Origin of the sequence: Bradyrhizobium sp. Leo170 (assembly GCF_004296405.1) — a bacterium.
Taxonomy (GTDB): Bacteria; Pseudomonadota; Alphaproteobacteria; order Rhizobiales; family Xanthobacteraceae; genus Bradyrhizobium.
Genome location: NZ_PSRR01000114.1, coordinates 1 through 22,127, shown reverse-complemented (window position 1 = coordinate 22,127; position 22,127 = coordinate 1). Strand labels below are relative to the sequence as shown.

At 58.9% G+C, this 22,127-nt stretch carries 19 protein-coding genes and 3 pseudogenes; 10 read left to right on the top strand and 12 right to left on the bottom strand.

Annotation, left to right across the window (positions count from 1 at the left end; translation table 11 throughout):
- From CWO89_RS47970 to CWO89_RS20045, 7 genes and pseudogenes are all read right to left on the bottom strand, one after another.
- Positions 1-129, bottom strand: a pseudogene (locus tag CWO89_RS47970) (IS66-like element accessory protein TnpA); the annotation flags it as partial.
- Positions 130-275: 146 nt separating this feature from the next.
- A complete protein-coding gene (locus CWO89_RS20070) occupies positions 276-596 on the bottom strand; it encodes an aminotransferase class I/II-fold pyridoxal phosphate-dependent enzyme (RefSeq protein WP_130580464.1) in 321 nt (106 codons plus the stop codon).
- Between the two features lie 286 nt (positions 597-882).
- On the bottom strand, positions 883-1,215 hold the full coding sequence (locus CWO89_RS20065; protein ID WP_130580463.1) for a GntR family transcriptional regulator: 333 nt from the start codon (positions 1,213-1,215) through the stop codon (positions 883-885).
- 328 nt (positions 1,216-1,543) lie between these two features.
- Positions 1,544-1,876: a SorB family sulfite dehydrogenase c-type cytochrome subunit gene (sorB, locus tag CWO89_RS20060; RefSeq protein ID WP_130580462.1), complete on the bottom strand. Its 333-nt coding sequence runs from the start codon at positions 1,874-1,876 to the stop codon at positions 1,544-1,546.
- Between the two features lie 11 nt (positions 1,877-1,887).
- Positions 1,888-3,096: a SorA family sulfite dehydrogenase catalytic subunit gene (sorA, locus tag CWO89_RS20055; RefSeq protein WP_502702909.1), complete on the bottom strand. Its 1,209-nt coding sequence runs from the start codon at positions 3,094-3,096 to the stop codon at positions 1,888-1,890.
- Positions 3,097-3,456: 360 nt separating this feature from the next.
- Positions 3,457-3,903, bottom strand: a complete 447-nt coding sequence (locus CWO89_RS20050) for a DUF302 domain-containing protein (RefSeq protein WP_130580461.1) — start codon at positions 3,901-3,903, stop codon at positions 3,457-3,459.
- A gap of 163 nt (positions 3,904-4,066) precedes the next feature.
- The gene (locus CWO89_RS20045) at positions 4,067-4,969 is read right to left on the bottom strand and encodes an MBL fold metallo-hydrolase (protein ID WP_130580468.1); all 903 of its coding nucleotides are present in this window, start codon (positions 4,967-4,969) and stop codon (positions 4,067-4,069) included.
- Between the two features lie 942 nt (positions 4,970-5,911).
- Between CWO89_RS20045 and CWO89_RS20040 the strand changes: the two genes are divergently transcribed.
- Positions 5,912-6,316, top strand: coding sequence for a hypothetical protein (locus tag CWO89_RS20040; protein ID WP_130580460.1), 405 nt, complete (start codon positions 5,912-5,914; stop codon positions 6,314-6,316).
- 320 nt (positions 6,317-6,636) lie between these two features.
- On the opposite strand, the gene CWO89_RS20035 is transcribed toward CWO89_RS20040, so the two are convergent.
- A complete protein-coding gene (locus CWO89_RS20035) occupies positions 6,637-7,305 on the bottom strand; it encodes a methyltransferase domain-containing protein (RefSeq protein ID WP_245476410.1) in 669 nt (222 codons plus the stop codon).
- 446 nt (positions 7,306-7,751) lie between these two features.
- On the opposite strand from CWO89_RS20035, the gene CWO89_RS49570 reads away from it, so the two are divergent.
- Entirely contained in the window at positions 7,752-7,919 is a 168-nt protein-coding gene (locus CWO89_RS49570) for a transposase (protein WP_130580467.1), read from the top strand.
- Positions 7,920-9,276: 1,357 nt separating this feature from the next.
- Positions 9,277-10,863, top strand: coding sequence for a porin (locus tag CWO89_RS20025; protein ID WP_130580459.1), 1,587 nt, complete (start codon positions 9,277-9,279; stop codon positions 10,861-10,863).
- Positions 10,864-11,067: 204 nt separating this feature from the next.
- Here the strand turns inward: CWO89_RS20025 and CWO89_RS20020 are convergent, their stop codons facing one another.
- Entirely contained in the window at positions 11,068-12,135 is a 1,068-nt protein-coding gene (locus CWO89_RS20020) for a c-type cytochrome (protein WP_245476408.1), read from the bottom strand.
- Positions 12,136-12,328: 193 nt separating this feature from the next.
- Positions 12,329-12,544, bottom strand: a pseudogene (locus tag CWO89_RS20015) (GMC oxidoreductase); the annotation flags it as partial.
- Between the two features lie 321 nt (positions 12,545-12,865).
- Here CWO89_RS20015 and CWO89_RS20005 point away from each other — a divergent pair.
- Entirely contained in the window at positions 12,866-13,048 is a 183-nt protein-coding gene (locus CWO89_RS20005) for a hypothetical protein (RefSeq protein WP_130580458.1), read from the top strand.
- An 816-nt stretch (positions 13,049-13,864) separates the two neighbouring features.
- Positions 13,865-13,971 (top strand): annotated as a pseudogene (locus CWO89_RS19995) (ATP dependent DNA ligase); the annotation flags it as partial.
- A 406-nt stretch (positions 13,972-14,377) separates the two neighbouring features.
- Here CWO89_RS19995 and CWO89_RS19985 read toward each other — a convergent pair.
- A complete protein-coding gene (locus CWO89_RS19985; protein WP_130580455.1) occupies positions 14,378-14,860 on the bottom strand; it encodes a hypothetical protein in 483 nt (160 codons plus the stop codon).
- A 2,126-nt stretch (positions 14,861-16,986) separates the two neighbouring features.
- Here CWO89_RS19985 and CWO89_RS19975 point away from each other — a divergent pair.
- The 4 genes from CWO89_RS19975 (at position 16,987) to dinB (ending at position 19,713) form a co-directional block, all read left to right on the top strand.
- Complete coding sequence (locus tag CWO89_RS19975; protein ID WP_245476407.1) at positions 16,987-17,346, top strand: hypothetical protein; 360 nt, start codon at positions 16,987-16,989, stop codon at positions 17,344-17,346.
- A gap of 575 nt (positions 17,347-17,921) precedes the next feature.
- Positions 17,922-18,101 (top strand): DUF3072 domain-containing protein, encoded by a 180-nt coding sequence (locus tag CWO89_RS19960; RefSeq protein WP_130580452.1) that lies wholly within the window; start codon positions 17,922-17,924, stop codon positions 18,099-18,101.
- A 160-nt stretch (positions 18,102-18,261) separates the two neighbouring features.
- Positions 18,262-18,534 carry a hypothetical protein gene (locus tag CWO89_RS19955; protein ID WP_130580451.1) on the top strand — a complete coding sequence of 91 codons (273 nt, stop codon included), beginning with the start codon at positions 18,262-18,264 and terminating at the stop codon, positions 18,532-18,534.
- A gap of 105 nt (positions 18,535-18,639) precedes the next feature.
- Entirely contained in the window at positions 18,640-19,713 is a 1,074-nt protein-coding gene (gene dinB, locus CWO89_RS19950) for a DNA polymerase IV (protein ID WP_130580450.1), read from the top strand.
- Between the two features lie 116 nt (positions 19,714-19,829).
- Here the strand turns inward: dinB and CWO89_RS19945 are convergent, their stop codons facing one another.
- A complete protein-coding gene (locus tag CWO89_RS19945) occupies positions 19,830-20,408 on the bottom strand; it encodes a TetR/AcrR family transcriptional regulator (RefSeq protein WP_130580449.1) in 579 nt (192 codons plus the stop codon).
- A 259-nt stretch (positions 20,409-20,667) separates the two neighbouring features.
- Here CWO89_RS19945 and CWO89_RS19940 point away from each other — a divergent pair, with 259 nt between their 5' ends.
- A complete protein-coding gene (locus CWO89_RS19940) occupies positions 20,668-21,870 on the top strand; it encodes an alpha/beta fold hydrolase (protein ID WP_245476406.1) in 1,203 nt (400 codons plus the stop codon).
- The last annotated feature ends 257 nt before the right edge of the window (positions 21,871-22,127 follow it).

Here is a 22,127-nt window from a genome sequence, read left to right as displayed (position 1 = left end):
GACCTGGCGCGGCGCCTGTAAGCTCTCCAGGACGATCTTGAGCTTCTCGTCCTCGGACCAGCGCCGCCGCCGGCCCGTGTCCACCACCTCAAGCCGTTCGACTTGGGCACTGCGCCTATCACTGTCCATAAGGACAGTTCTCAACAACACACCTCATTCGGCAAGGCGGCCTTCACCGGACGGATGCGAAGCGCACATCGCGCGAAAGGTAAGCCGATGTGCCCACGCGGGTGCTTGGCGGGCCATTCAGGAATGAAGCCGAGCGGCGTCATACGTTACGAATCCACCGCGCCACACGTTAGAGAATGATTCAGGATGATGGCGCTCTCGCACTTTGAAAGGCTCGCCATGAAATATGTCCGCTCCGGAATCAATGAAGCAAGCGGCACCGCGTCCGGCTCGAGTGGGCCATAGGCGTCGTCTTCCAGCAGCAATACGTCGTTTCTCCGCAATATCTCGGCCACCTCCTCACGCCGAGAAAGCGGCATTGTCGCCGTCGTCGGATTGTGGATAGTCGGAACCAAATACACCGCCTTGGGGGCATGTCGCCGACACGCCGCGTCAAGCGCGGTCGGAACGACGCCGTGCTCATCCATCGGGACCCCGACCAGGCGCCCGCATATCCGGCCGCAGCCCTTATCCCGGGATAGGTCAGCGCTTCAGTGAGAACCACATCACCCGGCGACATCAGCGTTTCAAGCAGATTGAAAATTGCGTTCTGAGTTCCCGGGCAGATCACGAGCCGATCACCACGCCCGTTCGCGATGCGCGAACGAAGCCACTCTGCAGCAATGTTACGCTCGGCTTGGCATGGTCCAGCGTCACGGTAAGTGAGAAGCGCGCACAACCCAACCTCGCGCTGGATTGCTGCAAGTCCGCGCGTTAGACTAGCCGTCCCTCCAGGTCGGTGTCCAACGGTTGAGGCCGAAGAATCATCGAAAGTTCGAATTCCGGCGGTTGGCCCGCGCTGCGTATCGGGCTCGATAGACTCTCGACAACGAACATGCCCTGTCGGATGCGGGCCTGCGTCAGTCCGCGGCGCTGAGCTTCCGTGTAGGTCCGTGTCACCGTGGTGAGATCGATGCCGAGCGTCTCGGCCAGCTCCCGATGCGTGGGGAGCACTAGCCTTCCGCTCTCAATGTCCGCGGACAAGGCGGCCACAATGCGCAAATAAATCGGGCCTTCGCGATCGGTAAGCGTAGGAATCCAGTCCATAAAATTGCCTCTCGTGATTGGACAAAGACTGAATTTCTTCCAACCGCCGGCCCCGACTTAGGGGATAGGGGCGAGGCTCTGAACCCACTTTCACCATCTCATTACGTTTTTCTGCGCGACTTCCCCGCGTCTTGAGCTGCCGCAAAAAGCAAGCGCCTTCCCGGAGAACGCGCCAACCTGCTCCCTGACTTCAAACAGTATTTGGTCGACCAGTGTCTTCACCGGTGCCCGACTGATCCATATAGCGCCTCAAAGCCGTCCCGAGATCCACCCATGAGGCCCCCGAGGCAGCGCTGGACCAGTTCGGCCGGATCGACAGGCGGTCGCTTTAATACGTCTGCGACAGATATTCGACGATCTTGCCGACGTCCGCTTCGTCGATCGGTGCGCCGTACACCTTGATCATCTTCATGACCTCGGCCTGCCAGAAATCCTTCTTGAACTTTGGGCCCTGTGGCTGAGTCTTGATGTAGTCGGCCGAATGACACGCGGTGCAATTGCCTTGCACCACCTCAAGGTTTGGCCCCGGCTTGAACGCGGCGGTTTCCGGAGGGAGCTCGTAAGAGACCGGTTTGGCCCGAACTGCGACGCTGATGCCAACGATCGCAGCAACACTCGCCATCATCGATACTGCTCTCAACGCAGTCCTGTGCAAGGTCATGACCAGGCTCCTCAGGCTGCTGTAACCGACGTTGTTTCAATCACGTTGCGCATGTAGCCGGGCGGATTCCATGTTGCGGTTTCGGGCTGTGTCTGTCCGGCCTGGTTGGTGGCGCGAACCTTGAGGTCTTGCGCACCGGGCGGCAACCGGACCGAGAGCTGCCATTCACGGAACGAATACTTGCCAAGGTCCTTGCCGAGCTTGGCCGCCTGCCACGTCTTGCCGCCGTCGGGCGACAGGCTGACGTCCTTGATACCAGTTCCGCCATCGAAGGCGATGCCTTTGACAATTGTCGGGCCCCCGGCCTTCACCTTGGCGCCGTTGGTCAGGTTGGTGATGAAAGAACGGACGTTGAGACGATTGATCGGCACTGTCGACTTCGGTGCGGCGCCGGGATCGACGCAGGCGCAGCTGTTGTCGGGGATCCGATAGGCTCCTTTCATCCAGAAGCCATCGAACACCGAGTCGAGCACGGTGATCTCGTTCAGGTGCTTGACCCAATAGGTCCCAAAATGGCCGGGCACCACCAGCCGCAGCGGGAACCCGTTCAGCAGCGGCAAGTCAGTCCCGTTCATGGCATAGGCCAGCATCACCTCGCCATCACGGGCGTGATCGATATCCAGCGCCTTGACGTAATCCGGTGTTCTATCGCTCACCGGACCATCGAGGCCGCCGAACGTCACCTGCTTGGCGCCCTGCTGCACGCCGGCCTTATCGAGTACCGCTTTCAGCGGCACGCCGCGCCAACGTGCATTGCCCATGGCGCCGTTGGCGAGCTGACCACCGGCGACGCGTGGATCCGAAAATCCGCGGCTATTGCCGGAACATTGATTGACTGCCACGAGATCAATGGCCGGCATCTTCTTGATCTCGGCCAGCGACAGCTTCAACGGCTTGTCGACCCTCCCTTTGATCTCAACGGAGAAAGTATCCGGATCGATCTCCAGAGGAATATCGGCGAGATGGTAGCGCACGAAGAACGCATCGTTCGGCGTGAGCACATCTTCATTGAACACCGAGAACGGCGTCTCCAATTGCGGGGGCCGGCTGGTCAGGCCGATCATCAAACGCTTCTGAGGGTATCTGACCAGCGGCCGCTCGCCATTGCCGAACGGCAACGTCACGGTCTCAGCCAAAGCTGAATTTGATGAAAATGGCAGAACGGCACCGGATGCTGCAAGCATAACTCCGGAGCATATAAAGGTGCGTCTGTCGATCACAGCGGTCCTCCTGTTGCCTTGTGTCCAATTGACGTTCAGCTGTCGCCGCGTGCGCCTGGGTCCCTGGTAGGGCTTTGCCTTCGAAGCGCGGTTCGAGGGCGCTGGCACAGGTACCTGCAAGGCCTTCCGCAAGTTGATTGCCGTTCGAAAGCCACATCGTTGGTTGAGATCAGCGATAGCGAAATCTTCATCGCGCATGGCAGCGTGCATATTTCATCACGCTGACATCGGTTGAGACCACCGAGTCAGGCGGCGTCGTGGGCCTAACGCGTCCTTTCGTGCCTTACCTCACGCACCAAGTTGGCGTTGTCGCCTTGCATATGAACACCGGATGCGTGAGCGAACCGTTGGCGGATCTCCTTATCCGTTTCGATTTGATGACTGCCTTGGCGCTCTGCGCCTATTCGGGCTTCCCGCCGGCGCCTCGGCCGAGACCGCCGCCAGCATGGCTGACATGCCGCCCACCGAAGGGAAGGCGTCCGGCGCCACGCCCTGGCCGGCCAGGATGTCGCGGGGTTCGCGATAGGCGATGCGGACCTGGCCTTCGCCGGTCTCATAGACTAAGACGCGCAACGGCAGGTCAAGGCCCAGCGTCTGGTGCGCCTGCATCAGAGGCGTGCCGGCCTTGGCCCCGCCGAACGTCACCACCGTCGTGCGGCCAAGCGTAAGGCCTGCGCCCCGCGCATTGGCGGCGTGGTCGACAATGCCGAACACCTCGACCTGCCTGTGCTTCACGCTGGCGACCAGCGCATTCAGCGTGTCCTCGAAAGGGCGGGAGGAAACGACGACGATCAAGCTTTCAGACATGTGTCACCCCATTGCAGCGGTGCAGACGTCCAGATTGAGGCCGGCCAAGCCGCTTTGCTAATATTCCAGCTCGCGAGGCTGCGTTTCAATTTCACTGCAGCCTGGATTGCGCCGTGGCACCGACCTGCCCTTTTGTCGATGGCGGCACGGCCACGGCTACTGTCTACAGTCCTTCGTACACAAGTTTGGTGAAGAACTCCGGATCGATCACAAATCTTCCCCATTTGTCGTCGAAGGCCGCGGTCGGCTTCGCCGCAATGATTTCTTCGAGGGATTTCCCCTGTGACTTCAGTGCAACGATCTTATCGCGCACCGTGACCAGCATGTCGCGAAACTCGATCAAGTGAGCGCGGTTGCCGACCGGCCCATGACCAGGAACCAAGATTGTTTGATCCGTGGTGCGTTCGATAGCTTTGTTAGCCCAGGCGATGGCCGAATTGACGCTGCCGCCGTGTTCGTTGTCGATGAACGGATAGTATCCGTTCCAGAACGTGTCGCCGAAGGCCATCACATCGGCGTTTTCGAAATACACCAACACATCGCCGTCAGTATGGCCGGGGCCGAAATGTTCCACCTTTATGGAGTCGCCCGCAAAGGTGAAATCCCTCTCATTTTCCACGATGATCGTCGGGCGCGCGCCGGCCGGAACGGGAGCGAACGTCCAATTCCAATCATCGATGCGAGTGGTATCGGAAAGATGCTTCAGCGTATTTCTCTGTGCAATGATCGTGGCGCCGGCTGCATGCATCCACTCGTTTCCGTCGGTATGATCCCAGTGCCAATGGGTGTTTACGACATATTTTAAGGGTGACGGGCCGATCTTATTGAGAGCCGCCTCCAACTTGTCTTTCGACGGCTTGATGCCGGCATCGACGAGGAACTTGCCCTCGCTTCCCGACAGAACCACGATATTTGCCCCGGATCCCATCAGGACATTGATATTGCCGCGCAAGGGCACGGTGACGATGTCGCCCTTGGCTCGCTCCAGATATCGCGCGCCGGCCCCAGTATGGAAATAGTCGCCTTTTGCGGGTGCTGGCGCAGCGGCAAGTGCGGGGGGGGGCATATCCAAAAGCAAGAAGAGCCGAACACAGGAATACGGCGGTCGATGGAATCGCAGGCAGGTTTGTCGGCATGATGTCAATATGCCTCACTCTCGGTCCGTGAACGAATGCGATCCCGCATCGCGACCTCGATTCAGCGTGGATGAGAATGGGTCTACTGGCTATTAGATCCGCACGCAGCTTTGTCGAAACGCACGCTTTGGATCGGCTCATTCCGTGGGTACTAAGGGCATATGCGACGATCGCGTATGCTTTCCTTCACTTCCGATTGTTACGCTGATCGTCGATCTCGAAAGCCACGAGCCCTCAGATTGTGCGACAGGCGGTATCCGCGAGCTTTGGCCTTCGCCTGCACAGGTTCTGTTGCAACGTTTGGGGTCGGGGTCGCGTGTCATCTGCGACCCACCTGACATTCCAGACAATCCAGACAAAGTCTGTGCTCACCAAAGATGCTGGGCCGAGCACGTTGAAGGCTCTGTATTGATCGTCGGACGCACTGACGGAGGTGCGCTCGGTATTGGATGTTTGGTATGGCGAAGGCTTCACCGACGTCTTGTAGAAACGCGTTGCCAAAAAGCGAAGTTCGAGAAAGTGTTCGAGGCCGATGCCTTTGGACGTTGCAGGACAAGCAGACGCCCCCTTCCGTGGGATCGCCTCATCAAGGCGGTCAATCTATGGGCCAAGATTTCCGTGCAATGTCCAGAAAATCCCATGATGCCGGAAAGACGCGGGCGGACAGCGCCGTGTCTGTTCCCGCCTTTAATCCTGATGATCAAACCTGTCAAAATCGCCAATGAGGGCAGCCATCGCGCAATGGTACAGCCAGAATTACTAATCTTGGTACTGTTCTATGATCGGGGCGGAACAAATCTACGCGCTAGAACGAGCTAGCGGTACGGCAACCGCACTGCTGCCGAACGGAGAAAGTCATGAGACTTGTCAGGATGAGCAAGGACAAAGTCGGCCTCCTGGTGCTTCTTCCCACTGGCCTGCATGTGATCGACATCGCAAACAGCCTGGGTGTGTTTGCACCTCACGATCCGTTGTCAAACGGCCTTCTGAACGGCGCGCTAAAGGACGGTTGCAATTGGTCGCTGATTGTCAAGCATTGGGCTCACTTGCGATCGCCGCTCAAAAAACTGGCGAACGTCGCTATAGCCAATCCAGGTCACTCATGCTTGGTCATGCAGCCGTTTACGGAACAATTGCTAACCGAAGATGCCACCGATCGCATCCTCGCGATCGATATAACCGACAGTGAACGTCCGGAAGAGCAGGATCCGAGGCGCCGGTACGACAGTTCAGTGAGTGAGCTTCCCGAGAATAAGTTCAGGCTCTTGTCGGGCTGACTGTTCAATGCAGAAGGCGCGATCAAGTGGAAAACTGGTCGATCCGACCTGAGGAGACGAGATCATGTGCGAAACTACCTTTCACCGATAGTGCGTGAGGATGTACCAGCCCGGGACCGCAGCAGCGACGCTGCCCCAGAATCACGCCTGATCGTCACGAACTTCAAATTAGCCGTGAGTGAGGTGTTTGGACGGAACTCGAACCAGACGATAACGATGGAATGATCTTGGATTGGGGCGCGTTGAACGTCAGCTATTCTGCCAATAGCGGCGCCAATCTGACATCGAGGAAGATCAGAGTCGGGCCAAGAGGCGTCACTTCAACCGGTTTGCGGAGCAGGTTTTGACGCTTTGAAGATGCATCGGTTGGTACTGAAGAAGTATCTTCCTGCTTCGCTCAGACGCTCCAACTCGCCGTGCCACTTGTTCAGATCATCAGTCAGAACGTCGTTTTTCTGCCCAACGAAGTCCCGAATAACCTGTGATAAGCCCTTACTGTAGCTATCCTCATCATATTGCAGATTGAGAATGGGAAAGACGGTTGCACCGTCAAACCTAAATCCTGCATTGACCAACCTGTGCGCCATGGATCTTGGGAGACGCGGATGAGCGCAGTGCGCCTCCCATGACCTCATGATCAAAGCCATTCTTTCTGGATTTTCAGAATGCCACACGACGGCGTCCCAATCTGTTGCCACAAAAAGTGTGCGGCCATCCGACTTCAGGACGCGAAATGCCTCTGAAAGCACGCGGTCAACGTCAGGAACGTACTCGGCAACTTGCGTACATACAACGACATCAAACGACCCGTCTTCCTGATCCATTTTCGTCGCGTCGCCAACGGCATATGAAAGCCAGCTAGAAGGTTTTCGTCGATTGCAGAAGGCAATCAAATCGGTCGAAATATCGATACCGACGACGGCACCATGAGGCCCGACGAGTTCCCCCATGCTTTCGCACAAATAGCCCGGGCCACATCCGATATCCAAAACACTCTCACCACTGGACAAATTGAGTTGCCGAATTGTTTCCGACCGCTGTGCGGCGACGTCCTTCGCGAGGTAGTTTTTTCGAGCCGCTTGGCGTTTTCTTTCGTGTATTCGAGCCCTCTCATCTTCGCCTCCACCGTCAAGGTGCTATTGAAACTCGCAAGCTAGGGTAAATCAATGGTCGATAGGTCACCTGCGTGTGAACCGGTGGAACGGGTCGATGCTGTCGAAAAGGGCTTGAGAAGCCAAGCGTGCAGTGTTGCCTAGTTAGGCGGCGGCAGGCGAGTCGGTGATGATGGGATGGCGGGACCGGGGCCAGCGGCAGCTCTCTTACGAGTTTAGCCTGGACGAGATGATCCCCTGATCACCTGTTGCGGCGGATCACTGCGTTTGCGACTGCGGTTCTGGCCGATTTGCACCAACGTTAAAGGCGTTTTACGGGCGACATCGGCCGGCCCTCGGTTGATCCCGAGCTGATGATCCGGATGCTCCTGGTCCGTTATTGCTTCGGCATTCGCCATGAGCGCGGGCCGCGCCAGGAAGGGCATTGCACCTTGCTTACTGCTGTTCCTGCAAGCTCGTCAGGCCACGCCGGCATCCACGAATCGAATTAGATTTCGATTTACCCATGGATGCACGACACGAATTACGAATATCTTCTGTCGATGACCATGGCCATCACGGTAGCAAAATTTGCCCTTCGCATCTGGACGAACTCAGGAAGAGCTTAGACGCCAGCGTGCAAGGCACGAAAGCGCGCATTAGACCTAGGGCGCCGCCCGCTCGGCCGCCATCTGCGATGGCACGCTGCCGACGGCTGCGTCGCTATACGCATTCTCGTCCGCGTCGGAGCCTGAGAAAGGCACGGGCCTGCCGTAAAGCTGTTCAGCGGCCGCGCCCGCAAAAACGGGAGCCCTCGAAGGTGACGTGGTACGCGCAGCTTCGTCTCGATCTGCGGCCGCCCTCCCTGTGGCCGCGACTTCCAACGCCAGTAGCACCGAAATCCGGCCCGATGCCAATGCACGAGCGTCTCGGGCCGGATGATCGTGAGGACCTGCAGGATCGATGGAAACCAGCGATACAGCTGAATGAAGAACCAGCGATCATCGTTGGTGAGCCGGACGCGACCATGCAGCCTGCGCCTCAGGACAATCAATTGATGTCTGAGCGCCGCATTCTCTGCTTCAAGTCGACTCTTCGACTTGAGAGGCGAGGCCAAGACGGCCGGTACGAAACAGAGCAGTCCGATCATTCTTCCAGAATAGGCGATTCCGCCACTTCATCAATACGGATAAGGTTTTTCGGTACACACAGGTGGGCGAATTTCCGATTATCGACAAACCATTCCGTATGTCAGATTTGGCGGCGCGCTTGACGTCAATCCTGCACGAAGGATGAGATGATCTCCTGCCGTCACTTTCTTGCTGCGCATAGCGCCACAACGAGCTTTACCGGGACGCCGGCGAATCTAAGCTGTACTTCCTTCACACTTGACGTAGAGCCCGGTTCAAAAACCTCACGCAGCGGGCGCGGCAGTCGACGAGCCTTGGTCCGCTGCCGGTCAAACTGAAAAGAACTGAGGCGAGCAATGCTAGCCGCTCCGCCCTCGAATTGGGACATCGCCCGATGAAGTAGCCGAATTCGCATTTGGCCAATACCCGAGGTGAGCGATATTTCCCGAGCATAAGTGTGGGCGCCCCGGCGCAAGCCGAAATCGCCGTCGATCGTCTCATGGAATAGCGGATCGAACCCATTCGCGGCGACGTCAGCTACAGCATTGATCCGGCTTCCAGGGCTGCTTTCACAGCATGCGTTTCGAAGCGGCGCTCGCATGCGTTGCGAAAAAGTCACAGTGCGACATGAACCCGTTAGCGTCACGTCGCCGCGCATTGTACGACATGCTTCCTGCGCTAAAAGTATGGGGCATTCGATTTCCGAGTGGACGTACGGGTCTCACGGCGGAGGCCGGTAATGGCGACAACTCGAATCCTTATCCTCGGTCCAGCGGCGGGTCTTTTGCTCGCAACCAGCGGAGCCGCGGGCGCCGACCTTCCGGTCAAAGCGAAGCCCATCGAATATGTGAAGATCTGCTCAGCTTACGGCCCAGGCTTCTTCTTCATCCCCGGTACCGACACCTGCATGAAGATCGGCGGCTATCTCCGGGTCGACACCACATTCAACGGCGGCATACAGGGTACGCCTCCCTGGAACGCCGACGCAGGACAACATAACCGCTACTTCGACTACTTCGCCGCCCGCTCCCGCATGCTATTGTCAATCGATACCCGCACCGCCACAGAATATGGCGTGGTCCGTACCTTCGGGCAGGGCCGGTTTACGTTCTCTACGCTTGGCAACAACACCTTCAATCCGAACTCGATCAACGGCTCGCTGCCGGTCGCAGGCTCGCAGTTGCTCGAAACTCCCGGCGGCGGCTTCGTTTCGATCCAGTACCTCTTCATCCAGTTCGCAGGCTTCACCTTCGGTCAGTCCGCCTCTGCCTACGCGTCGCCTTGGCAGGGCTACCCCGGCAACATCACGGACTTCCTGCTCGGCGGCCAGAACACTGATACCGGCGTCCAAAACATCCAGTACACCGCGGATTTCGGCAACGGAGTGACCGGCAGCATCGGCCTCGACGATCCGACGGTGTGGGACCGCACGGCGGTTTACAACCTGTCGCTGCCGCTGAACGCCACGCTGAACACCGGCAACGCTTATGCCGGCGTCCATGCGCCCGATGTGGTCGGCAACATCCGCGTCGACCAGGCCTGGGGTCTGTTCCAGATTTCCGCCGCGGCTCATGAGGTCAATACCTCCTACAATGTCCTGAACGCCCTTGGAGCGCCAGCGGGCGCCGTCGGCCTGCCAGGCGCGGCGCCGACCGGAGCATCCGAGCTTTCCGGACATCCCGACACCTCGTGGGGCGGCGCGGTGATGGCGGCGTTGCAGATCAAGAACATCCCGACCGGTCCCGGCGACGACATCAAGATGGACGCGAGCTATTCCAAGGGGGCGACGAAGTACGTCATCTCATCGGCTTCAACCTCGCCGAGCTTTGCCATCTTCGGCAGCGCCAGCGCCTTCGGCGCCTATCAGAGCATCGGGTTCGGTGCGACGACCGATGCCGTCTATCTGCCGGTCGCAGCCGGCGGCGACGGCTCGCTGCATCTGACGGAGGCCTTTGGCGTTCGCGGGGCGTTCAACCACAACTGGGACCCCTATTGGTCGTCGAGCCTGTTCGGCTCGTATGTGGCCGTCCGCTATGACGGCGCGGCCAAAGCCTTCATGTGCGCGAACTACACCACCCCCGCCAAGGCAGTCAGCGCGGATTACGTCTGCAACCCCGACTTCAACCTGTCGCAGCTTGGTGTCATCACCCGCTGGACCCCGGTCAAGAACCTGACTTTCTCCGCCGAATTCATGTGGTTCCACCTCGATCAGAAATTCCAGGGCTCCGCGGTCCTCGGCACTTCGGCCCCCAAGCCTACCGCGCGCTACGAGTTCAAAGACCAGGACACGTTTCACCTGCAGCTTCGTGCCCAGCGGAACTTCTGAGGCTTTTTTCAGCGAATAGACCTGACAAGTCTCGGTATGTCTTGATTTAGGCGTCGGTAAAAACGGGGCATTGGACAGCTAAAGCAAGATGGCTGACGTCCGTGGCGTGGGGACTGCAACATCGGTATGTCCGATTGATTTACCACAGGTATGGCGAGCGCGCTCGGTCGGTCCGCCAAGGTTCGAACGCAGCGGTGCTCGATGTTATCGAGACACGCGGCCACGCAGCGTACTGACGTCCGTAGACGGGACTGCTGACGCGGCATTTCCCCAGGTATTGCGAACATAGGTCAGGACGTCCGCGATCTCTGTGTCACTGAGATTCCAACCGAAGGATGGCATGGCGGGTGCGGTCGGGGCAGCTGAAGTGGCGACAGCGCGACTGCCGATCAGAACGACGCGAATCAAGGAGGTCGGATCAGTGGATTGGACCAGGGGCGCTTGTGCCAGGCGCGGGAATAGGGTTGGAACGCCCGCGCCGCTAGAAATGTGGCATGGCGCACAACGGTTCTCATAGACTGCCTTGCCCGCCACCATGCGTGTGTCATCGTGCGCCAGCGCAACGGCCGTGTTCGGGCCTCGAGGAGCACGATCCATCAGATAGGTGGCGATCGCGAGAAGATCGGCATCTGTCATATGAGAGGTGGAGTTCTCAACGGCCTCGGCCATCGGCCCGGACGCAATGTCAAAAGAGTTGGCACCGGTCTTAAGATAGCGGACGATGTCTTCCGTGGACCAATGACCGATGCCCATACGGGGATCCGCGGTCAGATCCGGCGCATACCAATCCTGCAACAATGCGCCCTGTAAGGCTTCTCCACCCCGATCGCCGCCCGTGATGTTCTTCGGTGTATGACAGGTACCGCAATGGCCGAGGCCTTCGACCAGATAGGCCCCACGGTTCCACACATCCGACTTTGTCGGATCGGATTGAAACACCCCGGGCTTGAAATTGATCAAATCCCAGGTGGATGTTGCCGGTCGGCGGACATTGAACGGAAACCTGAGCTGATTCGGCTGAACCTCGTTGTGCACCGGCTCCAATGTGCGCAGATAAGCCCAGATCGCTGATACGTCCTCGCGAGTAACCTTGGTGTAGGCGGGACACGGCATTGCCGGATAGAGGCGAACCCCATCCCTACCAATCCCCTCATGCATCGCCCGCCACAAATCCGATTCGGTCCAGGCACCGATTCCCGTCGCAACATCCGGCGTAATATTTGGACCGAGCCAATTTTCCGAATGGCGTCTCCAGCGCAGCGCCGCCAGCAAAAGGCTTACCGCCCGGCGCGGTGTGGCAACCGGCGCAATCGCCGAGCACGGCGAGATACCGGCCGCGCTCGATCTTCTCGAACGCCTGGTTGTCTTCCGCCGCGCGCGCGGCAGTCAGGCCGATCCCGCAGGCCGCGAGCGCAAGAATCATCAGATTGCGCATTCTCATGCCAATACCTCGGAGTGCTGGCCGTCAAATCTGCACGAGCGAGCCGGGACTCTTCAGGTAGCGGTTTACGATCGCGTCTGCCGCCCAATAGGCGAGTGCGCCCACAGTATCCGTGGGATTATATCCGGGGTTCTGCGGGAAGGCCGTGGCACCCATGACGAACAGGTTGGGCACGTCCCAGCTCTGCAAATAGCGATTGAGGGCGCTGATCTTGGGCTCGACGCTCATAATGGCACCGCCGCGTTCGCTTGGCGTTTCAGTTCGAGAGCGGTCAGATCAGTTTCTCACTGCCGGTTCTCTTGGACTCCCGTGGATTTGACGACACCGAAGTCGTCGAAGTTGCGAAGCAAGTTGTATGACGTTTTCAGGCAGCTCTGCAGTCAGTGCGGGGGGGCAGTTGTCGGATGACGAGCGTCGCGAGCTCGCAAGGATCAACGCGCGGTCAGCCTCGTAGGCTCGGCGGTCGCAATGGCGCAAAGAGGTGAACGACCCGACGAGACGCGACATGAAGGCTGCTATTGACCACTGGAATGTTGACGGTCAGGAGCGCATATAGGCTGTATGGCCAAACTTCCCGCGATGCGCATGCTTGAAGTGACGCTGATTGCTCTTCTCCCGCAGAAGTGGGAGTGGCAGGTCTGGGAAGCCGACATGCTGTTGATGAGCGGCCATGAGACTTCGCGGGAAACGGCTCAGATCGAAGGGAATAGCGCCCTGTTCTACTTGCTTCGGTGTCCGATTTGACCATTCGAAGCGCCTGACGCGAATTTATGTCGACTCCCGGCTGAAATGGGTGTCTAGTCGCTTACATCACCGCCCGGCCCATGGCTTCTATCGGTGATGAGAACGCCCGTTGCGCTCCCGCCCAATCACACAGGGAGCACCGCTGTGCCGGTTCGGCGACGTTTCAAGCTGTCATCATCCACATTCGAATTCCGCCTAACGCAAGAGGCGATCAACTTGCGCAAACAGGCTGAAGGCATGCCCCGAAGCATTCGCCGCGACGAGCTTCTGCGGAAAGCACGCCAGATAGATGTCGCCTCTCAAGTCAACAAGTGGCTGACTTCGCCAGGAATGCGTGCTCCGACTTAGAATTTGCGCGACAAATACTAGGCACCACTCGCCTGTTTATGCGCGCTCTTGCCTTAAAGCGACCACGGCACGTGATCCTATCGCCTGGCAAGAAAAAATGTGACGATCTCGAAAGCAAACAATTGACGCGAAAGGAAGCGGGCGTGGACACCGCCGTGACGCATTTAATCTCTGTCATGCTAGTTGGTTTTGGCGGCTGGATAATTGCTGTTTCACCGGTTCAGTCCGATATGTTCCCAATTTGGTTTGCTCTCGGTGCCTTTACTATCGCGATCGGGCTAATCAGCGCTCTCGGTGAGCGGCACTCCCGGTCGCGACCCTCGCGCTGATGAAAGCCGGCTCGGCGATCATCGGCGGCGAGATTTTCGCCCCCGTCAGCGAACGGTACCACCCATCTCTCGGTCCCTGAAGGCGAAGCCGGTCAAGATCGTGCTCGTGGCCGCCAGCCTATGCGAAGCGGATCGCGCCGGCATCTGGGTTGAGCCGAAGCTGCTCGCCGAGATCGAATACCGGGCGAAATCGGCCGAGGGCAAGGTGCGGCACCCGTTCTCAAGGGACTGCGGGAGGACCTCTGAGGATGACGTGGTGCATTCGCTGCCACAACTGCCGCTGGGTTTGCGCGGGTCATCCGACGAAGCCCTGGCTCGGTCGGCTGGCCTGCAACTGCGGTGGTGCCGGAGCGCCCTGCCCATCGTGCAATTCGAGGAATGACGACGCTAGCCGGCCCGAGGTGCCTGAGGGCTACGAGGCAGCGGTGACGAAGGATGATAACCTTGACTGAAGTAGCTTGTGCCAGCTAGCGGCCCGCGCAAGCGGCGTTTGGAACGCTTGACGATCTCGAGCTGAGACGGTTCCAGAATTAACCTGAAATCGCAGCATCTGCTTAATTCGGGTATTGTGCTGCGGGCGGGAAAACTCGGCACTAGGTTGCCGGTATGCCAAATCGCAACCGCCGCAAAGAACCGCCATCACTGCCGTGGATCAGAGACGATCTGCGGGCCTAGTATGAAGAGGTTCTTCGCCTGCGAGCCAAGTTGAAACGGTTGTTTGCAAAGAAGACGAGTGGCCAATCCAAGCGCAGCCAATCCAAGCGACGTCTAAGCCACCACTAAATTGCTGTGTGGTCTGGCAGCGGCTGCTGGCCACCACCATTCCTGCTGCCGCGGTAATTGCGTCCACGACGAGCGCCGAAACAACTTCGGAGCCGGCCTTGAAAAGCTGCGTACCAATGCGACGTCGCCCTTCGGCGATGCGATCGATATCACCGTGCAATTTCAGAACATGTGGAATTCGTATCGCTGCTTCAACACGCCGGTCCATATCGGTCATCAGACTGCCGGCAACGGAGCGAACGGTTGCTTGATCTATGGATCGTGGGTGGAAATTGGTTTCGTATGAACACCCGGCGCGTAGATGGCGTTCGACCAGACCTTCGCCATCCGCCGCTCCATCGAGGATGGTCATGAGCTTAAGAGAAGGCGCCGCGGCCATCGTGATTAATACGGATGGTCGCTTTCTCATGCAATTGCGCGACGAGCCGATCAACCCAGCACGGAGGGCGCGGGTTGGTCTCCCTCCGCGATGCGGCGAACTGCATCACCGCCCTCCCCCCAAAAGGAAACCAGCGCTCCGGAATGGCAAGCCGCGATTGATGCCCTCATCTTGGTGGCTGACCTCAATGGCCCCACCATGTTCGCGCGCATCCGCATCACGAAGGCTTTGAACCGCGAGCACGTTCGCCAGTTCAACCCCGCACGCAAGGATCACCACCGCGGCAAGAGAAAGCTCAAGAGGCACCAATGACCGTGTTCGTCATGTCGATACCAGCAAGCAGGTGGCGACAAAGATCACATCAAGATATTCGCCAACCAGGACGCCGGGGAGACTTGGTTTCAAGCGAATGACCCCGAAGGCGTGGCGTTCGAAATCCGTCGTTCGAATGAGCCCGGCCGAAGCAACCACCGGCTGGTCGAAACCGGCTTAAGGGGCGACAGCGGAAAAGCGCAGCAGGAAGTAAATCGCCGTCACAGTGAGCAATTACCCGATGGCGACTCGCGTCACCGCGGCCCGTCAAGGTTCCCGACCGCTGAGAAGAAGGGATGCGTGAATGTGGAGATCAGCTTTTGCAATCGCTGTCAGCGCCTGCATGATGTCTGGTGCGGCATCGGCGCAGGACATTCTTATGCCCCCAGAAGATCGATTCCATGACCAGGAATTGCGTCTACAACAGCGCGTTTATTCTCAGGGCGCCGTCATTTGCCTCGGCGGGGGGCGGGGACTCCAATGCAGCAGCAGTTGGATCGCTACTCAGGATGCCGCTGCCTGCAAAGACCAGGTCCCCATACCGCCCCGCGGTAACTCTCAGATACGCCGCGCTGGCCGAGATTGTGACAACGCATATTCCGCAACAATGTGTGCACCTGCCACCCTTGCAGCTCGGTCCATCCCCCTGGCCGGGCCGTTTTTCTCCGGCTATGGGTCCCCTAGCCTCTTCGTCCGAGAACGAAGTTCCTCTTGCCCCTCCGCACAGCTAGCGAAGCCACGCGGAACAGTCCATTTGTGGCTGCGTTGAAGGTCGCACGCAGGATCCATGTGTGTAACGCCCCTGGCAGCTCGGTCCGGATTTGTCCCCTGGGCCGGGCTGCTTCCTTGACTACCGTGTGTGCCATTTCATACACAAACTTCGATAGCGTCTTGCTAGGATGGTGGTACTGGGATTTCAGGGCACCAGTGAAATAAACGCCGCCGGGACACTGCATTTCTAGCCCGGCGGCGCAATTTTGAACCCATCGACGGCAGCAAAGGCGCTGGGCGAGCCGACGAAACCGAGAGAGCCAAAGATCTTCAGCGTGAGCCGGACCTAGTTGTTGGCGACCTGCTTGTCTGTTGTCTTGGTTGGCAGCCTTACCGGGACTCGCGGCGTCGTGCTGACAACCCGCACGCTTCCGTCCGAAGCATGACTTTTGAGAGTCTCCAAAACCAGAAAGAATTTCTCAGCAAGCATGGCGGCCTCCTCCCCTGGTCGGTGATTGCGGAGCAAAGTATCAGCGCCCGCACCGCCGAACCACCACACATGACAATCCCAGAATCCGCCTGAGTCACCACGGGATAACTACGGGAGGCGAGAAAACCGCGCTCCAGCACCAATTGTGCGCGCACTGCCCCAAGCAACTCGATCGGCTCCCCTGCCGGGCAGCTCACCTTCGCCGCCGGACAGCGCATTTCGAGCCCGACGGCGTATCTTCGAGAGAGTGAAAGCCGCCGCTCGGCTCCCCCATCTTCAAGTAAATTGCCTCTTTTTCCCGGATTTCGTGAAGCAGGTCATATCGCCTCGCTCCGGGATGTCGGAGGGTGCCGCTAGCGGAGGCCAAAACCATGGCTGAACCTGCGAAGCGAATACCGGAATGGTTGACGACCGACATCCTGATAATCGTCGTCGGCCTGGCGGTTATCCGAGTCGGATTCTGGATCGCCCCGTAGCCGCGAGCCACGCGGAAAACGGCGAGCGCGCATCGCCGTTGCCTCCCAAGTCCCCCTCCAAGACGTTGTAGCCGACCGTCACCGACCGTGGTTGTCAGGATCCAGAGCGCTTGCCAAACCGCGAAAGAGATCAGCCAGCTGCGCGAGGCTTAGGCGCACCACTCGCTCGCTCCTCCTTGCATCGAGTCGAGGCAGCCTATTTCCAGCGCATGAACCTGACAGAAGTCCAGGACCACGCGATACAAGCCCGGATGGCACTCATCGTTGGCGCGAAGGCGTTTGACCGGCTGTTCGCCGGCATTCACTTCGACGAACTCGACGGCGATATCCTGTTCGTTTACGCAAAGGATGAGGAAGCCGCGGCTGGGGTCGAGGACAACTTCTCGCTTCAAATTCAGATCGCGGCTTCGAAGGTCTTGAAGCGCCAGGTCAACATCGTGATGGTGTTGCCAAAGCAGTTCGTTCACTGAGCTGGCGCTATCATAGCCGGAGCCGTCTACGGGGTATCATCGCCGCGCGTCCGACCGCCGATTGAATGCGGCCTATTCCAGAAAAATTCCCGGTTGCCTGTCGCGGCCTCGGCATATTGATCTATGGCCAATATGATCGCTTGGACTTGGTGATAGCACCATCCCTCGTGCACACCGATCTTTCGAACCTCGGCCAAAGCTTTGAGGAACGGCGGCTGATCCTCGGCGTCGGAAAAGTATCTCTTCACCACTTCCGACCTCCAAGCACCTTCCCCGCGGTCGGCCCTGGCGCCGCCTTCTTAAGCCTGTCGCGTTCTGCGCAAAGCCCTTCGATCTTCGCGAGCATCCGCTGCAGGAGCAGTTCGGCCGAGGCGGTACAGATCCCCGCCCGTTGAAGCTTCATAATGTCGTTTCGCTGACGCCCGAGCTGGACGCGCATGTATTCGATTTCCCGACGGACGAACTCGAGATCTAGGCATTGAGACCCCGTTGGACTGCAGCCGCTCAAGTGAACAAAAAGGGAACAATCTTTCAAGTTACAAGTTGGGACTGCACCCAGATTTTTGGAGGTTCACATGGCCGACAATACGGAGAGGGACCCGAATGAGTGGGTTTCAGGACATGATCCGATGACCGGTGCCCAGGCATCGTACCTCAAGACCCTTGCTGAGCAGGCGCATGAGCCGGACCCGACAGAGAGGGAACTTACCAAGGCGATCGGGACGCTGCGGGAGAACGCCGGGCTCGGCAGGTAGCGTGCGCCGGCCCTCCTTAACGGCAGGACCCCAGTGCGCGTTGAGGGTCCATCGCCGTGGAAAGGCGACTGCTCCCACGTTTGCGAATCCCTGCCCCGTGCTAGCTCGCAGGAACGCAGGATGAACTGGCTGATTCGTTTGGCGCACCAGGAGCCTTCAAATGCTGATGACGAGGGAGCCGCGCGCGGCAATCCGGACCCTACAAGGATGGGCTATCGCCGTGCTGCAAGAATCCGGCGCCATCCGCGAATGCGAAGAGCATGGGTGGATGCAGGACCGCGCCGACCCGCACGCCCGCGATCGCGCCTTCGGCATGGCCCGCGAGTACCCGCCGCCTGGCGTCTCGTCGCAACCGGCCGCCATAGCGATCGCCGAAGTGCTGGACTCGATCGGCGACACCTGTCCGGAGTGCCCGCCCGACGGTGTGGTCTAACGGCTGCGACGACTCGACTGCGGACCTATATAATCCGCACATGGCCCCACCCGATCCCGAGCAAGGCGCTTCGACCGCGTCCTATCGCAAGATATTCACATCGACATGGATGCGTTCTATGCTTCCGAGGAACAGCGCGGCAACCCGGACCTTCGCGGAGAGCCGGTCGTGGTGGGAGGCTCGGCGGAGCGAGGCGTCGTGGCTGCCGCGAGCTACGAAGCCAGGAAGTTCGGAGTGCGGTCCGTGATGGCGTCGATCACGGCGAAGCGGCAGTGTCCAGACCTGATCTTCGTCAAGCCTCGCTTCGAGGTCTACAAGGCGATCAGCCGGCAGATCCGCGAAATCTTCGCCGAGCACACGCCGATCATCGAACCCTTGTCGCTCGACGAGGCCTACCTTGACGTGACCGAAAATCTTCAAGGCATCCCGCTCGCTCGGGACATTGCCTCGCGCATCCGCGAAACGATCAAGGCCGAGACCGACCTCAACGCTTCTGCCGGCATCTCCTACAACAAATTTCTGGCTAAGCTCGCTTCCGATCATCGCAAGCCGAACGGCCAATTCGTCATCTCGCCGGAAATGGGACCTGCCTTCGTGGAGAGGCTGCCCGTGGGCAAATTTCGCGGGATAGGCCCGGCGACGAGCGCGAAAATGAATGCGTTGGGCATCTTCACCGGTCTCGACATGCGCAACCAGACACTGGAGTTCATGAACGCTAACTTCGGCAAGTCCGGCGCTTACTATTACTGGATCTCGCGCGGCGTAGACGAGCGCCCCGTTCGAGCGAACCGGATCCGAAAGTCTGTCGGTGCGGAAAACACGTTCTCGGCCGATCTAATCGAATTCGAGACCATGGCAGCGGAGCTCGAACCGCTGGTCGACAAGGTCTGGCGGCACTGCAAGTCGACGGGCACTCGGGGGCGGACGGCAACGCTTAAAGTGAAGTTCGCCGACTTTGAGATCATCACGCGCAGCAGGTCCGTCTATTCAATCGCGAACCGCAGCGATCTTGCACAACTCGCCACTAGCCTGCTGAAGGACAACATGCCCCTTCCGAAAGCGGTGCGCCTCCTGGGGGTGTCGCTGTCTTCCCTGCAAGGCGGAGACGATGCAAGGCCGCCGCAACTGGATTTCGGGATTTTGAACCGACTAGGGCATCCACTCAGCATACCGCTGTAGCTCAGTCGGTGCAGATGTCTGCTGTAACCCTAAGAGGAGCATCAAAGCAGACCTCACAGTATGTCCGAGATGGTCCAGGAGCCGACATGAGGTTATCGCGACGGCGAACCTCCACGTCATTCTGGTGGTTGGCATCTTTGGCAACTAACATCCGCCAGCGCCTCAAATATAGCCGGCGTGCGCTCCAAGCGGGCAATTGTTCGCGCGCCTTCGAGGGCGGCTACCAACGCGGCTGCGGTAGAGGATGCGCGCGCGGGAACGAAACCGCACCCCCTAAAATGCTCAGCAACAATCTCGGTCGAATCAACAAATCCGCGCGCTACCCGTTTGGTCAGCTCAGCGTCGAGCGCGGGTAGCTCATTCGCCAGATTTTGCATCAGACACCCATACTGGAAATCAGAGGCGATCATTTCGGCCGCGAATGTGCTGAAAATCTCATGAACAAAATTCAGAGCATCGCCCGTCGTATTCGCCGAGACATTCCGCAATACCGCAATTCTACTCGCAACGTAATGATCGATTGCTTCTTCTGCGAGCTGTGCCTTGCCGCGTGGAAAGTGAAAGTAGAACGATCCCTTAGGCGCACCGCTTTCTTCAATGATCTGGGTCAATCCAGTCGCAGTGTAGCCTTGGATGCGAAACAGTCGTTCGGCCGTGGCAATCGCGCGAGCGCGGGCGTCAGTCTTACGTGGCATGGCGTGAACGTAACACCTTTCGCTTGACGCTACTATGGTGATCGACATACTATGGTGATCGCCATAGTATGAATCTGGTGATGCCCCTCTACCAAAGCCTAGGTCAAGCGCCTGCACGCGGACGGTGCGTTTCGAAATGAGTCATCCAGTTAGTTTTAAGCCATCGGCGTCCCGACGAGCTGTCTTAGCGATGGGCGCGGCCAGCCTGATTGCGGTTTCACTTCGACCAGCCCATGCAAACCCCATAGGAGGAACTGATTTGACCACATCAACATATGGCGAGGGAACGCTTCCCGAGGGGGTCCGCTCGCGCATGATCCATTTGGTCAACGGCCTCGATGTCCATATTCTCGAGGCCGGTTACGAAAGCGCCGGTCGGCCGCTCGCGCTGCTCCTGCACGGCTTTCCGGATTTGGCTTACGGCTGGCGACACCTGATCCCAATTCTGGCTGACGCCGGGTACCACGTCGTGGCGCCCGACCAGCGGGGTTTTGGCCGCACCACCGGTTGGGTGAACGGCTATGACGTCCCGCTCGCGCCCTTCAGCCTTTTGAATATGACGCGTGACGCCCTCGGATTGGTTTCGGCGTTGGGGTATCGGCGCACGGTAATGCTCGTCGGGCACGACTTCGGCTCGCCCGTGGCGGCCTATTGTACGCTGGCCCGACCTGACGTCTTTCCCTCGGTGGTGCTGATGAGCGCACCGTTCCCCGGTCCGCCGGCGTTTCCGTTCAACACCGCGGAAAGCGAGGCATCGTCGGTCCAGCCGAGCACTGAAAACCAAAAGTTAGCGGCCGCGCTGGCGGCGCTCGATCCGCCGAGAGAGTATTACCAACAATACTTGAGCACACGGGAGGCGAACGATGACTTGTGGCACGCCCCTCAAGGTTTACATGCGTTTCTTCGTGCATTTTTCTACGTCAAGAGCGCTGACTGGCCGGGAAATAAGCCGCATCCGTTGAAGGCGCGAACCGCCATCGAACTTGCACAAATGCCCACCTATTACGTCAAGGATCTTGGCAAGACGATGCCCCAGACCGTCGCTCCATTCCAACCTTCCGCCGCCGAGGTCCAGGCCTGCAAATGGCTTACCGAACCGGAACTTGGAGTGTACACGGAGGAATATGGCCGCACTGGGTTTCAAGGCGCCCTGCAGGCTTATCGCGTCTATTCCGATCCTGACCTAAACGCTGAGTTGCGCCTGTTTTCGGGCAAGACGATCGATGTCCCATCGCTCTTCATCGGCGGTAAGAGCGATTGGGGCACCTATTCGGCGCCAGGTGCGGTCGATCTTATGAGAACGAAGGCGGCGACGAGGATGGGTGGCATCGAGCTGATCGAGGGCGCCGGTCACTGGATCCAACAGGAGCAGCCGGTTCGGCTCAGCACGCTCCTGCTCGCCTTCATCAAGGAGGTGGGTGGGCCGGACCACACCAGCGATTTTGGACTTGGCGGCCGTTAGCCTCTGTCCTGCCAATCACGATCCGCGAACACGCGTCGCGCCCTATCTTGGCGCTCCGGGCTTTGAGGGTGTAGCGACGTGCCTCGCGTCACAGAAGTGCGTGCCCGTACAGAAGGCGTTATCGCGTGGCGTCCCAACGTGTCGTGAGAAATGAGTCTGCTCTGGGTCAAACTGCGACTTCACGGCATCATCCGGCGACTTCCGCTTTACCCCCGATAACCGGCACTCGACACGACGGTCGGAAGGTCGGTTGCGGG